This is a genomic window from Rossellomorea sp. QJM3NY_18 (assembly GCF_056173145.1).
This window is the reverse complement of the sequence record NZ_CM149659.1, coordinates 155552-170000: the sequence shown is the minus strand read 5'-3', so window position 1 is coordinate 170000 and position 14449 is coordinate 155552. Positions and strand designations below refer to the sequence as shown.

General features: G+C 43.0%; 21 protein-coding genes. 2 read left to right on the top strand and 19 right to left on the bottom strand.

All coding sequences use genetic code 11. From position 1 onward, the window contains the following. The first annotated feature begins 136 nt into the window (after positions 1-136). A complete protein-coding gene (gene pdaB, locus AC0VXY_RS00945) occupies positions 137-886 on the top strand; it encodes a polysaccharide deacetylase family sporulation protein PdaB (protein WP_475526619.1) in 750 nt (249 codons plus the stop codon). Positions 887-926: 40 nt separating this feature from the next. On the opposite strand, the gene AC0VXY_RS00940 is transcribed toward pdaB, so the two are convergent. Then, on the bottom strand, positions 927-1562 hold the full coding sequence (locus tag AC0VXY_RS00940) for a KinB-signaling pathway activation protein (protein ID WP_475526618.1): 636 nt from the start codon (positions 1560-1562) through the stop codon (positions 927-929). 148 nt (positions 1563-1710) lie between these two features. On the opposite strand from AC0VXY_RS00940, the gene gerD reads away from it, so the two are divergent. Further along, entirely contained in the window at positions 1711-2355 is a 645-nt protein-coding gene (gerD, locus tag AC0VXY_RS00935) for a spore germination lipoprotein GerD (protein ID WP_435994179.1), read from the top strand. 79 nt (positions 2356-2434) lie between these two features. Here the strand turns inward: gerD and AC0VXY_RS00930 are convergent, their stop codons facing one another. The 18 genes from AC0VXY_RS00930 to AC0VXY_RS00845 form a co-directional block, all read right to left on the bottom strand. Continuing rightward, entirely contained in the window at positions 2435-3484 is a 1050-nt protein-coding gene (locus AC0VXY_RS00930; RefSeq protein WP_159360934.1) for a P-loop NTPase, read from the bottom strand. A 123-nt stretch (positions 3485-3607) separates the two neighbouring features. Then, positions 3608-4330, bottom strand: a complete 723-nt coding sequence (gene cwlD / locus AC0VXY_RS00925) for an N-acetylmuramoyl-L-alanine amidase CwlD (RefSeq protein ID WP_475526617.1) — start codon at positions 4328-4330, stop codon at positions 3608-3610. Positions 4331-4421: 91 nt separating this feature from the next. Next, positions 4422-4868, bottom strand: a complete 447-nt coding sequence (locus AC0VXY_RS00920) for a DUF2521 family protein (RefSeq protein ID WP_435994185.1) — start codon at positions 4866-4868, stop codon at positions 4422-4424. Positions 4869-5104: 236 nt separating this feature from the next. Continuing rightward, positions 5105-5497 (bottom strand): 30S ribosomal protein S9, encoded by a 393-nt coding sequence (gene rpsI / locus AC0VXY_RS00915; RefSeq protein ID WP_060674087.1) that lies wholly within the window; start codon positions 5495-5497, stop codon positions 5105-5107. Between the two features lie 22 nt (positions 5498-5519). Continuing rightward, complete coding sequence (gene rplM / locus AC0VXY_RS00910; protein WP_098438503.1) at positions 5520-5957, bottom strand: 50S ribosomal protein L13; 438 nt, start codon at positions 5955-5957, stop codon at positions 5520-5522. A 540-nt stretch (positions 5958-6497) separates the two neighbouring features. Then, positions 6498-7250: a tRNA pseudouridine(38-40) synthase TruA gene (gene truA / locus AC0VXY_RS00905; RefSeq protein WP_475526616.1), complete on the bottom strand. Its 753-nt coding sequence runs from the start codon at positions 7248-7250 to the stop codon at positions 6498-6500. 14 nt (positions 7251-7264) lie between these two features. Then, positions 7265-8062: an energy-coupling factor transporter transmembrane component T family protein gene (locus tag AC0VXY_RS00900; protein ID WP_475526615.1), complete on the bottom strand. Its 798-nt coding sequence runs from the start codon at positions 8060-8062 to the stop codon at positions 7265-7267. Further along, positions 8059-8928, bottom strand: coding sequence for an energy-coupling factor ABC transporter ATP-binding protein (locus tag AC0VXY_RS00895; RefSeq protein ID WP_475526614.1), 870 nt, complete (start codon positions 8926-8928; stop codon positions 8059-8061). The genes AC0VXY_RS00900 and AC0VXY_RS00895 overlap by 4 nt, the downstream gene beginning before the upstream one ends. Further along, complete coding sequence (locus tag AC0VXY_RS00890; RefSeq protein ID WP_475526613.1) at positions 8904-9740, bottom strand: energy-coupling factor ABC transporter ATP-binding protein; 837 nt, start codon at positions 9738-9740, stop codon at positions 8904-8906. Before AC0VXY_RS00890 ends, AC0VXY_RS00895 begins: the two co-directional genes overlap by 25 nt. A gap of 279 nt (positions 9741-10019) precedes the next feature. Then, positions 10020-10382, bottom strand: coding sequence for a 50S ribosomal protein L17 (gene rplQ, locus AC0VXY_RS00885; protein ID WP_064091234.1), 363 nt, complete (start codon positions 10380-10382; stop codon positions 10020-10022). A gap of 46 nt (positions 10383-10428) precedes the next feature. Then, positions 10429-11373 (bottom strand): DNA-directed RNA polymerase subunit alpha, encoded by a 945-nt coding sequence (locus AC0VXY_RS00880; RefSeq protein WP_034765941.1) that lies wholly within the window; start codon positions 11371-11373, stop codon positions 10429-10431. 170 nt (positions 11374-11543) lie between these two features. Beyond that, positions 11544-11933, bottom strand: coding sequence for a 30S ribosomal protein S11 (gene rpsK, locus AC0VXY_RS00875; protein WP_032085294.1), 390 nt, complete (start codon positions 11931-11933; stop codon positions 11544-11546). Between the two features lie 25 nt (positions 11934-11958). Continuing rightward, complete coding sequence (gene rpsM / locus AC0VXY_RS00870; protein WP_034765943.1) at positions 11959-12324, bottom strand: 30S ribosomal protein S13; 366 nt, start codon at positions 12322-12324, stop codon at positions 11959-11961. 24 nt (positions 12325-12348) lie between these two features. Continuing rightward, positions 12349-12462 (bottom strand): 50S ribosomal protein L36, encoded by a 114-nt coding sequence (rpmJ, locus tag AC0VXY_RS00865; protein ID WP_435994197.1) that lies wholly within the window; start codon positions 12460-12462, stop codon positions 12349-12351. 38 nt (positions 12463-12500) lie between these two features. Then, complete coding sequence (infA, locus tag AC0VXY_RS00860; protein ID WP_034765945.1) at positions 12501-12719, bottom strand: translation initiation factor IF-1; 219 nt, start codon at positions 12717-12719, stop codon at positions 12501-12503. Further along, positions 12712-13035 (bottom strand): KOW domain-containing RNA-binding protein, encoded by a 324-nt coding sequence (locus AC0VXY_RS00855; protein WP_034765947.1) that lies wholly within the window; start codon positions 13033-13035, stop codon positions 12712-12714. The genes infA and AC0VXY_RS00855 overlap by 8 nt, the downstream gene beginning before the upstream one ends. Before the next feature lie 15 nt (positions 13036-13050). Continuing rightward, a complete protein-coding gene (gene map, locus AC0VXY_RS00850) occupies positions 13051-13797 on the bottom strand; it encodes a type I methionyl aminopeptidase (RefSeq protein WP_034765949.1) in 747 nt (248 codons plus the stop codon). Then, complete coding sequence (locus AC0VXY_RS00845) at positions 13794-14447, bottom strand: adenylate kinase (protein ID WP_435994200.1); 654 nt, start codon at positions 14445-14447, stop codon at positions 13794-13796. Before AC0VXY_RS00845 ends, map begins: the two co-directional genes overlap by 4 nt. Positions 14448-14449 lie beyond the last annotated feature (2 nt).

The window sequence follows — 14449 nt, the reverse complement described above, 5'->3', positions numbered from 1 at the left end:
TGTCACCCCTTTATGTTGGTATTTGTAGTTTTTTCCATTAAAAGATATTTATAATCACTTTTTCTGTCAGATAGATATTTTTTTGGGGGACATGCATATCTTTAGTAAAGACAGACGGTTGAACGGAGGGATGACATTGAATACGTTTCACATAGTAAACGCTAAGAAATTGAAGCAAATTAGTTTGATCATCGTGATTTCTTTCTTTACTGCTTTGTTTGTATATAGCAGTAACCTTTCGACACTTTCGGTTTTCAGTACGAAGGATGGTCCAAAAGCAATTTACAAAGGGGAAAAGGGCGTGGCAATTACCTTCAACATTGGTTGGGGAGATGAAAAGGCAAAGCCGATCCTTGAAGAGTTAAAGAAAATGAATGTGCCAGCCGCTACCTTCTTTCTTTCCGGGGCCTGGGCTGAGCGACATCCCGATTTAGTGGAACAAATCGTGAAGCAGGGTTATGAGATCGGAAATCTTGGCTATGCCTATTCCGACTATACGGAGATGGAACCGAACAAAATTAAGAAGGACATAATGAAGGCGGATGAGGTCTTTAAGAAATTGAATGTGAAAGATGTGAAATTATTACGCGTTCCAACGGGACATTTCGATAAAGCAACATTGAAGGTTGCCGATTCTCTCGGCTTAACGGTCGTCCACTGGAGCGTGGACTCAAAGGATTGGACCAATCCCGGTGTGGAAGAAATCCTAAATAATGTTAGCAAAGCAAAAAAAGGGGACATCATCCTGCTTCATGCATCAGATTCAGCTAAACAGACGAAGGACGCCTTGCCGTCCATAGTGAAAGAGCTAAAAGGAAAAGGAAACTTCATTACGGTATCCGACATGATTTCAAACGGTGATGCCAAGTCATCGCTTATACAATAGAAAAATCCCGCAGGTGAACATCGACACCTGCGGGATTTTTTTAGTTTTTAACCGATTGTCTGCGTTCTCTTTCCGTCTGGGACTTCTCTATGTACTTAGGAAGGCGCAATAGTTGGAATGCGTTACAGGCAAGAAGGGCGAGCAGCATAAGATACAGCCATTTCACTGAATTCACCAGTAATACTGGAAGCCATTCAAGTGTCGTCACGACGATCATAAAGAATAGGGCTGATACAAATGTGTTGGTTTTTGCTTCTGATTGTTGATTCTTGATATAAGCAACCACAAGACCCACCACAAAGATCCCGATCCCGAGTAGTATATAAGGCGTATACGACTCTCCTTCTACAGCGAAGGCTCTGAATCGGAAGTAAATCAAATCGAACAGGACTAGGGCGATCAGCACCAGTTGAACGGGGTTCCATAAGCTCTTGAACATACCCATCCCGAATTGATGGATGGTTAAGTAAGCGAAATAGCCCATTTGACTGATGACACTAAAAGTAAACCCTACAAATATGAACCAAAGTAAACTCGATAATATCCCAATCACGTTACCGTCCTGAAAGTATGGTCCGAACTGATCCCATCTTATGATAAGGGCGGCCACGCCTGTTACGGCTCCACCAATTACTAACGTATGAATAAATAAACGAATCCAATTTCGGATGGTCACTTCTATTTTCCTCCAAATAAAAAATATACACTCACTTGATTGTACCAACGCATGTTTAAAAAATCCAGGTTCCAATTTTACCTGTGCATATTTTTTTCGATATTTCTCATATTAAGGGTAAGGGAATTTGTATGGAAGGAGCCTACCCATGAAAAGATATTCCTTTCTTTTTCTATTGCCCCTTCTTCTTCTATCCGCTTGTGGCGGTGGCGGGGATACAGGCAGTGGCAAAATGGATTATGAAGAAACCAAGAAGATGGTTGTTGATATATTAAAGACTGATGATGGTAAAAAAGCCATCCAACAAGTCATGTCTGATGAAAAAATGAAGGCTGAGCTTATTATGGATCAGGGTGTTGTAACCGATACGATATCCAAAACCCTCACATCCGAAAAGGGAACAGAATTCTGGAAGAAATCCTTTGAAGATCCGAAGTTTGCTGAAGCCATGGCAAAAAGCATGAAGGATGGCAATGAAAAACTGCTCAAGGACCTCATGAAGGACCCTGAGTACCAAGGAATGATGATGGACCTCTTAAAGGATCCGGAATTTAAGAAAGAGCTCACAGAAGTATTAAAGAGCCAGGAATACAAAGAGCATCTGCAAAAGGTGATTACGGAGACCTTCCAAAGCCCATTATTCAAGGCGAAGCTGCAGGACGTTTTATTGAAGGCTGCAGGGGAAATCAAAGATGGCGGAAAAAGTGAAGGCAACAGCAGTGAATCCTCCGGTGGTAACCAGGGTGGTTCCGGTGACTCGGGTGGTACAGGAAGCGGAGGCGGAGGCCAATAGTTCTGTTTTTAAAGTTAGTCTTGCCTAATGATATCAAAATGGACCAATGCATATTTCAGCATTGGTCCATTTTGTTTATTTAAGATAACTTCTCAATTACTTTGTGAGCGATCTCTCCATATATCTGACCCAGTCGATGATCCTCTGCATAAATGGAAGGGGCAAAATCCGCTTCATTCCAGTCCGGTTGCTGAAGTGGAAGCTTGCCAAGTAAATCGGTACGGAGCTCTTCTGTAAGCTTCTCTCCACCGCCCTGACCGAATACGAATTCCTTTTCACCTGTCAGTTTGCTTTCAAAGTAAGACATGTTTTCTACCACACCAAGGATGTCATGGTCAGTTTGAAGGGCCATGGCTCCTGCACGGGCTGCTACGAAAGCTGCTGTCGGATGAGGTGTCGTCACGATGATTTCTTTACAATGCGGAAGCATCGTATGAAGATCAAGAGCAACGTCCCCTGTCCCCGGCGGCAGGTCCAGCAGTAAATAATCCAATTCGCCCCACTCGACTTCTGAGAAGAAGTTATTCAGCATCTTACCAAGCATCGGCCCTCTCCAAATAACAGGGGCATTATCCTCTACGAAGAATCCCATGGAGATGACCTTCACGCCGAATCGTTCTACTGGAATAATTCTTTCCCCGCGTACGACCGGCCTCTTCACGATCCCCATCATATCGGGAACGCTGAATCCGTAAATATCGGCATCCACAAGCCCCACCTTTTTGCCTTGTCGGGCAAGTGAGACGGCAAGGTTAACCGAAACCGTTGACTTTCCTACGCCGCCTTTTCCGCTGGCAATCGCAATGAAGGTCGTCTTACTTGCAGGGGATAACAGGTCCGTTCCTTCTCCACCTGCGCCTCTATGCTTTTCAAGCTCCTCTTCCGGAAGCTCTGTGAAACGGATCCCGACAGATTCCGCTCCATTCTCCTTTAATACTTGTACAATCTGCTGTTGAAATTGCATTTGCTCCCCGGTACCCGTTTTGGCGATGGCAATTTTCACACTGACATGGTTTTTTTCTTCTTTAACGGAGATGTCTACAACACCATTTGTTTCTTGTAAGGTTTTATTTAAAAAAGGATCTTTTAATCCAAATAAAAGTTCGCGTGTTTGTTGTTCCGATAACATGAATAACCACCCTTTTCTATGTATTCGTTTTCAATCATCTGTTTTCAGTATAACATATTCTCAGTTGAATGAATGCTCAAAAGGTTTTGAATGCTTTTGTTGAATAATAAAAAAGCTGAGAGGTTATTCCTCGTCAGCTTTTTCTTTGTCATCCATGGTCAGATAGTTCAGTACCCCCTGGTAGACGGAAGCAGCAATCTTTTGCTGGTAATCCTCTTTAAGGAGGTTGGCACGTTCTCCAGGGTTTGAGAGGAAACCGATTTCCACGAGGGCTCCGGACTTTTTAGCATGTTTCAGGATATAGACATTTTGCAGACCCTTTGCTTCCCGGGTCGTGTTTTCCAAGTTTCGTGTCAGTTCTGCTTGGATCGCTTTGGCGAGTGCTTTGTTTTCTTCATACTTTGGATTGTAGAAGGTTTGGGCACCGCTCCATTTCGCAGATGGAATGGAATTCAAGTGGATACTAAGAAACATGTCCGCTTGGGATTCATTGATCAAGCTGAGTCTTTTCTTAAGATCTTCCACTTTTCTTCGGCTGTATCCTCTCGTGTCTTCATCGGCAAGATCTTCATCCTTCTCACGCGTCAGAATCACTAGGGCACCTTGTTCCTGAAGATAATCCCTTATCATCAGCGAGACATTTAATGCGATGTCCTTCTCAAGTGCATTCTGATCTCCCGCCCCGCCGTCCGGTCCACCATGTCCCGGATCTATATAGATGATTTTTCCTGACAAGGGAAGGTTCCACGAATCCCATGTATCTTTGTCTAATATTTTATATTGGATGATGAATAATAAAATAGCCAGTGCAGAAATTATCCCGATAACCTTCAGTTTCTGAACCATCCCAGTCCTCCTATTTCAAGTCTTGGCGACGGAAGAAGCCCCGCTGCCTTTACTAAAAAATATGGGACAAGAATGGGTTTTAGAACTGAAATTAATGCAACCGTAATTTGTGACGCTTAATGCCTTTTTCGTATCCTTCTGACCACCATGTTTCCACAAAGTGTTCACAGCAGAAATAAAAGGACTCATCTACTTCATTCGACACACCCATCTCAGACCAGTACAGCCAAAAATTATATAGGGTATCAATAAAATGCTTCAATTCTTCCTCACAACGCTTTTTCACTAATTCGGTATCTTCACCTGAGTACCCGAATTTGCTGATCTTCCCCCCAAGGAGATAAGCTTCTATGGCTACATCAAAACAAGCTTCATCAAATCCCTGTTGCATAAATACGCCGCCTTGAATCTTTATATATCCAAAATGCCGCCGGACACTCTCCTGCAGCATCTTAATTGAAATTTCTTTCAGTAACGTTCTTTCCGTCTTGATCTGCTTCTCTCTTCTCTTTGTATTGAAAGTTGTAATAACGTTCAACAATCATTCACCCCTTTGAACGTATTTTCCTACTTAACCCACCACTTCATTCGAGTAACTGTTACCAATTTTCTTTGAGGGACGGACCTCCATATCCACTCTATAACAAAGAGAAATTCCTTGGTATAAAGGGATTCAGTTTGAAAATTGAAGTGAAATTGGAGGTCCGTCCCTAAAAACCCAAATAAAAAAAGCCCAGCCGACAGAATCGGCTGGGCTTTTGTGTGAAATAATAATTAACGCTTAGAGAATTGTGGCGCGCGACGTGCACCTTTAAGACCGTATTTTTTACGCTCTTTCATACGAGAGTCACGAGTTAATAATCCAGCGCGTTTTAGAGATCCACGGTATTCAGGGTCTGCTTGTAGTAAAGCACGAGCGATTCCGTGACGGATCGCACCAGCTTGACCAGCATAGCCTCCACCATTAACGTTTACTAAAACGTCATAGTTACCAAGAGTTTCAGTTGCAACTAGTGGTTGCTTAATTACTTCTCTTAGTGCTGCGAATGGGATATAAACTTCTACTTCACGATCATTGATAACAATGTTTCCGTTACCTGGTACTAAACGTACACGAGCTACTGAGCTCTTACGACGACCAGTTCCGTAATATTGAACTTGAGCCAAGATAATAACCTCCTCTTATTAATTATCCACGAAGTTCGTAAACTTCAGGTTGTTGTGCTTGATGCTTATGCTCTGCTCCAGCATATACATGTAATTTCTTGAACATTTGACGACCTAGAGAACCTTTTGGAAGCATACCTTTGATAGTAAGCTCAAGCATTTTCTCTGAGTAGTTTGTACGCATTTCTAATGCTGTACGTTGTTTTAAACCACCAGGGTGATTAGTGTGACGGTAGTAGATCTTGTCCGTTAACTTCTTCCCAGTAAGTTCAATTTTTGAAGCATTAAGAATGATTACATGATCACCAGTGTCAACATGTGGTGTGAATGTTGGTTTGTGTTTTCCGCGTAGAATTGAAGCAACTTCACTGGATAGACGTCCAAGAGTTTTACCTTCAGCATCTACAACGAACCATTTACGATCGATTTGATTGGCTTTTGCCATATACGTTGTACGCATGATTTAACCTCCTATTTAATGAATCCGTAGTATTTATTTTCTAATCACAATAAGTTTCCGGGGCTTATCGTGGGGTTAATAACATACCATATGCTATATTATCTTGTTCCCAGTCTATTGTCAAGAGAATGTTACACCAGGATTAGTTGTTTTAGTATTTTTTTTGAATCATGATTATCATTTATAATACATGTTCAAGCTTTTCATTGGAAAAACTGTTGTTCCTCAGGTAGATAGTGGTCGTTGATTTCCGCTGCAGGTGCTCGCTTTCCGCGGGGCTGGCGGTGAGCCTCCTCGGGCTAAAGCCCTGTGGGGTCTCACCTGTCCAGCTACGGCGGCAAGCCCCTCGAGGTCATAAGCTAAATGGTCCAAGAAGGCAAAAAACGCCTTCTCGGCCCATTCAACTTATGCTTGTCGGGGCTGGACGAGCCGCCTCCGCTTTTCGTACTGTCCAGCGTTTCCCGCAGGAGTCGAGCACCTTCCGCTCCAATCAACAAAAGGGTGCTTTACTATACCCTCTTTCAAAATGCTAAACGCCCTCTAAATTTCATCAGATCCATAATACACTTTCCACAGATATAACCCATGGGGCGGGGCGGTCTTTCCGGCACGGTTACGATCCCGCGCTTCCAGTATTCCAGGTATCTCATCCACAGGAACATCCCCAGTACCCACCTCTAACAAAGTACCGACCAATATCCTCACCATATTGTATAGAAATCCGTTCCCCACAAAAGAGAAAATGATTTCTTCTTCGTGTTCCTGAATTTCAATACGGTGAATGGTTCTTACTTTGTCTTCGACTTCCGTTTTCGCTGAGCAAAAGCTTGTGAAGTCGTGCTCCCCGATCAGGTGCCGGGCAGCACGCTCCATATCAGGTACAGAAAGCGTATGGGGATAGTGAAGGGCAAAATGTCGGTTGAACGGACTTCTGGATTCCCCTGTATAGATTCTGTAACGGTATTCTTTCTGCTCCACGGAAAACCGCGAATGAAAGTCTGTTGATACAAACACGGCTTCTTTCACGGTCACTTCATCCGGTAACCTTGTATTCAACACGATCGGCCATTTCTCTTCTGGAATGGTTAAAGGGGTGTCAAAATGAAAGACCTGACCGTTTGCATGGACGCCTGCGTCGGTCCGGCCAGACCCGCTGATCCGGACAGAACCACCTTTATGGATAGTGGACAAGATGCTTTCTATCAGTCCCTGGACAGTACGTTGATTCGGTTGTACCTGGTAACCATGAAAATACGTTCCATCATAGGCGATGGTACACTTCACTCTCTGCATACGTGACACTCCCGTTATCCTCTGAAAATAATTAATACCGTTGTGAGGAGGGCTAGAACGATTAACGCTCCCGTATCCTTCTTATGCCAGGATAACAGGCGGTATTTCGTCCTGCCCTCCCCTCCTTGATACCCTCTTGCTTCCATGGCTGTTGCCAGGTCTTCGGCACGTTTAAATGCACTGACGAAGAGAGGGATCAACAGTGGGATGATGGCTTTGATCCGATCATTGATAGGACCTGATGAAAACTCTGCCCCCCTTGCAATCTGTGCCTTCATGATTTTATCGGTTTCCTCCATCAGGGTTGGAATAAACCGCAGGGAAATCGACATCATGAGTGCCAGTTCATGTACAGGGAATTTCACTTTCTTCAATGGGTTCAAAAGTGTTTCAAGCCCGTCCGTGATCGTTATGGGAGAGGTCGTGAGCGTTAATAATGAAGTAACAAGGATTAGATAAAAGAATCGTAATGATATAAAAATCCCCTGTCTTAGCCCTTCTTCGTGAACCGACAAGATACCCAGGTCCAAAATGACGGGACCTTCCTTTGTAAAAAACACATGTAAGAAAAACGTAAACAAAATCAGCCATAGAATCGGCTTCAATCCTCCGATGATAAAACGGATGGAAAGGTTGGATAGTATGAGTGCGCTAAACGTAAAAAGACCGAGCAGTGCGTATGTTATAGCATTATTGGCCAGAAAGACGACACATATAAATCCGAAAATAAATAAAAGCTTTGCCCTGGGGTCCATTTGGTGGAGAATGGATTTGGCCGGTACATAGCGGCCGAAGATCATTTTTTCCATCATAGTCCTTTACCTCCGTCTCGGATTGCACGGATGGCTGAAGCCAATTCGTCTATTGTCAGACACGTCTTCGGAAGTTTCTTTCCGGTCTTTTTTTCAAATTGATATTGGAACCGGACCACATCCGGTACGTCCAATCCCATCTCAAACAGTTCGTCCGTCTGTGAGAAGATTTCTGCAGGGGTTCCTTTTTGTTTTAAACGGCCCTTTTGCATGATGACGATCTCTTCTGCATAGTGAGCAGCGTCTTCCATGCTATGAGTGACGAGAATGGTGGTCAATCCTTTTTCCTTATGAAGGGCATAGAACATGTCCATGATCTCCCTCTGCCCTCTTGGGTCGAGTCCTGCTGTAGGCTCGTCCAGGACAATGACCTCTGGATTCATCGCCAACACACCCGCAATGGCGACACGTCTCATTTGTCCGCCTGAAAGATCAAATGGGGATTTCTGCAGTACATCCAGAGGCAAACCAACCTTTACAATCAACTCTTTCGCTCTTTGTATCGCCTCTTCCTCGGATACACCAAAGTTCATCGGACCATAACAAATATCTTTAAGGACGGTTTCTTCAAACAGTTGATGCTCAGGAAATTGAAAGACGATCCCTACCTTCTGTCTGACAGGCTTTAAATTCTTTGCCTTTTCCTTTGCCTTGATTTCGTGCTCGCCTACTTGCACAAGTCCTTCTGTAGGCTTCAATAATCCATTGAGATGCTGCAACAATGTAGACTTGCCTGAACCGGTGTGACCGATCACCGCGAGAAACTGACCGGTTGGAATCGAAAGGTTAATATCTTGAAGGGCAAGTTTTTCGAATGGAGTGTTGAATGAATATCGGAATTCTACCTGTTGAAATGTAATCTGCATAACTCATCCACCAACTCTTCTTCTGTAAAGTATGTTTTAGACAGGGGAATCCCTGCTTCCTTCAGTGCCCCGGCAAGCTTGATGGTAAAAGGGGAATCCAAGCCAAGCTTTATGAGTTCATCCTCTAATAGGAAAATATCTTCCGGCATCCCTTCCTTAAAGACACTGCCTTGATTCAAGACAATCATACGATCTGCCTTCGTTGCTTCTTCCAGGTCATGGGTGATGGAGATCACCGTCAGGTTCTCTTCTTCTTTTAGCTTTCTGACTGTTTCAAGAACTTCCTGTCTTCCCTTTGGGTCAAGCATGGATGTCGCCTCATCCAAGATGATGATAGATGGCTGCAGGGCTACAACCCCTGCAATCGCTACACGCTGCTTTTGACCCCCTGATAAATGGTGCGGCTCTTGATCAAGAAAATCTTCCATATGGACACTTTTTAAAGCATCATTGACTCTCTGTACCATCGATTCATAAGGTACCCCATGGTTTTCTAACCCAAAAGCCACATCATCCTCTACTGTAGCACCAACAAATTGATTATCGGGATTCTGAAAAACCATACCCAGCTTTGAACGGATGTCCCAGATGGAATTTTCCTCAAGAGTGATCCCATCCACCGTCACTAGTCCCTTCTCGGGGAAATGAAGCCCATTCAACATCTTGGCAAGGGTGGATTTACCGGATCCGTTATGTCCGACGATCGCGAGCCATTCACCTTGATTGACCGTCAGGCTGATGCCTTTAAGGGCATAAGTATTCTGATCAGGGTATCTGAAGTGCACATCGTCCACTTTAATGATTTCCTTCAATGCTGTAACCTCCTCTACGCTATCCTTACTCAGCTCTGCTAAAACCTTTACATATAAAAAAAAGCCTGCACCCCGACCAAAGAAAAGAACATCTTTTCTTGTTCATCCATTGAACAGCTTCTATGAACATAGAAGTTGGAAGGGGTGCACGAGCTAGACGAGTCAGACAGCGCTGCTCATCGTAACGCTCTGCTTTTCATCACATGCACTTATACAAAAAGGGCAAAGAAGCAGTTAAGGATTAACTGTCCCGCCCTTAATGTTAGAAGTCACGAATTATTAAACTAATTCGATGATTGCCATTGGAGCACCGTCACCACGGCGAGGACCAACCTTCATAATGCGAGTATATCCGCCTTGACGCTCTGTGTAACGAGGAGCGATGTCAGAGAATAACTTTTGTAAAGCATCTTGGTTGTTTTCAGCGTTTGCAATTTCTTTACGAATGAATGCACCAGCTTGACGACGCGCGTGAATGTCACCACGTTTACCTAGTGTGATCATTTTTTCCACAACTGAACGAAGCTCTTTCGCACGAGTTTCAGTTGTTTCAATGCGCTCGTTAATGATTAGGTCTGTAGCTAAATCACGTAGCATTGCTTTACGTTGAGCACTGGTACGTCCTAACTTTCTGTAAGCCATTAAGGGTTCCCTCCTTTGTTGAATCTATATATGAAAGAAGATGTTATCAGTCGTCTTTACGTAATCCAAGTCCAAGGTCTTCAAGTTTAACTTTAACCTCTTCAAGGGATTTACGTCCTAGGTTACGCACTTTCATCATATCTTCTTCAGTCTTGTTAGCAAGCTCTTGAACAGTATTGATTCCAGCACGCTTCAGGCAGTTATAAGAACGAACAGAAAGATCCAATTCTTCGATAGTCATCTCAAGAACTTTTTCTTTTTGGTCTTCTTCTTTTTCTACCATGATTTCAGCATTCTGCGCTTCATCTGTAAGGCCAACGAAAATATTTAAGTGTTCTGTCAGAATCTTAGCACCTAAAGAAATCGCTTCTTTCGGTCCAATACTTCCATCAGTCCATACATCAAGAGAAAGTTTATCGTAATTCGTCATTTGACCAACACGAGTATTTTCTATTTGATAGTTAACGCGTGAAACTGGAGTGTAAATAGAATCGATTGGGATCACGCCAATAGGAAGATCCTCACGTTTGTTTTGGTCTGCTGGTCTGTACCCACGACCACGGGATGCACTTAAACGTACTCGGAAGTGACCACTCTTGGATAACGTTGCGATGTGTAAATCAGGATTTAACACTTCAACATCACTATCATGAGTAATATCTGCAGCCGTTACGACTCCTTCGCCCTGTACATCAATTTCTAGCGTCTTTTCTTCATCAGAGTAGATCTTCAACGCTAATTTTTTGATATTCAAAATGATGGATGTGACATCCTCTACGACGCCTTCAATTGTTGAAAACTCATGCAGTACTCCATCTATTTGAATAGATGTGACAGCAGCACCTGGGAGTGACGATAGTAGGATACGACGTAAGGAGTTACCCAAAGTTGTACCATATCCACGCTCAAGTGGTTCTACGACGAACTTTCCATATGTGGCATCATCGCTGATCTCAACCGTTTCAATTTTTGGCTTTTCAATTTCGATCATTAATATTTACCCTCCTTCAAAACGTCGAAACTCCGGGCTAAATAATATAAAGTCCGAAATTCCCCATGTTTACGTTCCCTATTGTGCACCAACAACTGGTTACTTTTCTGAATGAACATATCTTGTATCATATCCCATTATAGACAACGATACAAAATTTATACAGAAAATTAAACGCGGCGACGTTTTGGTGGACGGCATCCATTATGTGGAACTGGAGTAACGTCTCTGATTGCAGTAACTTCTAGACCTGCTGCTTGAAGAGCACGGATAGCTGCTTCACGACCAGCACCAGGACCTTTAACTGTTACTTCAAGAGTTTTTAAACCGTGTTCCTGAGAAGCTTTAGCTGCAGTTTCAGCTGCCATTTGAGCTGCGAATGGAGTGGATTTACGAGAACCTCTGAATCCTAGTGAACCAGCACTTGACCATGCAACAGCATTTCCGTGAACATCAGTAATAGTTACGATTGTGTTATTGAATGTAGAACGAATGTGTGCAATACCAGCTTCGATATTCTTTTTCACACGACGTTTACGAGTATTTGTTTTACGTGCCATACTAAGAAGTAACCTCCTTTACCTATTATTTTTTCTTGTTAGCTACAGTCTTACGAGGACCTTTACGTGTACGAGCATTGTTCTTCGTATGTTGTCCACGAACAGGTAGTCCACGACGGTGACGAAGACCGCGGTATGAACCGATTTCCATAAGACGTTTGATGTTTAGTGATACTTCACGACGAAGATCACCTTCTACTTTTAATTTATCAACGATATCACGAATCTTTCCTAGTTCGTCGTCAGTTAGATCGCGAACGCGAGTATCCTCAGATACACCAGCTTCAGATAAGATTTTCGCAGCAGTATTTTTACCAATACCGTAGATGTATGTTAATGAAATGACAACACGTTTGTCACGTGGAATGTCTACACCAGCAATACGTGCCATAGTGATAGCGCACCTCCTTTAAGATTAGCCTTGTTTTTGTTTGTGTTTAGGGTTTTCACAGATAACCATGACTTTACCTTTTCTACGAATAACTTTACATTTTTCGCAGATTGCTTTAACAGATGGTCTAACTTTCATCTTATTCTAACCTCCTTAATAGTACGGAGTGCAATAGATTATTTATAACGATAAGTGATTCTACCACGAGTTAAGTCATACGGTGATAATTCCACTGTTACCTTGTCTCCAGGTAGGATACGAATGAAATGCATACGGATCTTTCCTGAAACATGTGCCAGTACTGTATGACCATTTTCTAATTCTACCTTAAACATCGCATTGGGCAAAGTCTCGGCGACCTTACCTTCAACTTCAATTACATCATCCTTAGCCATCGAACATGTCTCCCTTCTTCTCATCATTTAATACTTCGTTAACAAACTTTGAAACAGCATAACGCAGTTTACCGTTCGTTACTCTGCCTGATTCTATAATACTGTTTTGAACTTCTGGAGAAACATAGTCACACAAGTGAAGATGAGCGATGTTCTTTCGCTTGGCGCGATCGAACTTTCGTCTATCCCCATCTGCTATCAGTACAAAACGTTCATCCAACTGCTGAATAACGACCGAGTAGCTTCCAGTCTCTCTCCCTTTCAGGGTTTGAACAATCTGGCCTATCCTCGGAACCGTTGATTCTGACTCGATCAATCCAATCACCTTCACTTAGGCTTTCGTCAATATCTCATAGCCGTCTTCAGTAATTGCTATGGTGTGTTCAAAGTGCGCACACATTTTATCATCTACTGTGACGACTGTCCAGTTATCTGATAACGTTCTAACATATCGACTTCCTGCATTAACCATTGGTTCAATAGCCAGTACCATGCCAGGCTTTAAACGCGGACCTTTGTTGGGTGGTCCATAATGAGGGATTTGCGGGTCCTCATGTAAGTCTTGACCAACTCCGTGTCCTACATACTCCCGAACGATTGAAAAGCCGTTAGCCTCAACAAAAGTTTGAATACTATGAGAGATATTCGACAGACGCTCGCCTGGTTTCGCTTCTTTAAGTCCCAGAAATAATGATTCTTCTGTTACATCAAGAAGCTTCCGGGTTTCATCATCTATTGTTCCAACTGGATATGTCCAAGCTGAGTCACCGTGATAACCATTATATTTAGCACCGATATCGATGCTGATAATATCGCCATCTTTCAATACCCGATCGCCTGGAATTCCATGTACCAACTCATTGTTGACTGAAGCACAGATGCTGCCACGAAACCCATTATACCCTTTAAAAGATGGAATTGCATCATGTTTACGAATGAATTTTTCAGCAATTGCATCCAATTCCTTCGTCGATATTCCCGGAGAAATATACTTTTGCAATTCCGCATGAGTCAATGCAACAATCTTACCAGCATGCCGCATAATCTCAATCTCTCTCGGAGTTTTAGAAATGATCATTTTGAAAGGCCTCCAAGTAGTTCATCAATGTCATCAAACACTCTATGGATGTCTTGTTGACCGTCAATGTTTTTCAGATAGCCTTTATCTTCGTAGTAAGCCAATAGTGGTTGGGTTTGTTTGATGTTTACGTCCAAACGGTTTTGAACCGTTTCTTCGTTATCATCTGCGCGTTGATATAACTCGCCACTGCAGCGATCACAAACACCCTCTTCTGTTGGCGGATTAAAGACAAGATGATAAGTAGCGCCGCACTCTTTACAGATCCTGCGACCTGTCAAGCGCTCCATCAGGATGTCCTTATCTACATTTATATTAATGACATAATTCATTTTCTTACCAAGATCAGCTAGGATGTTTTCAAGTGCTTCTGCCTGAGCAACCGTTCTTGGAAACCCATCCAGTAAGAAGCCTTTTTCACAGTCCTCTTTGCTTAACCGTTCACGGACGATACCGATTGTCACTTCATCAGGAACAAGATCGCCATTATCCATGAATGATTTAGCCTTCAAGCCTAGTTCAGTACCTTCTTTGATAGCTGCACGGAACATATCGCCTGTAGAGATATGGGGGATACCATATTTATCTACGATTTTTTCAGCTTGAGTGCCTTTTCCTGCGCCTGGTAAGCCCATAAGAACTATATTCACTC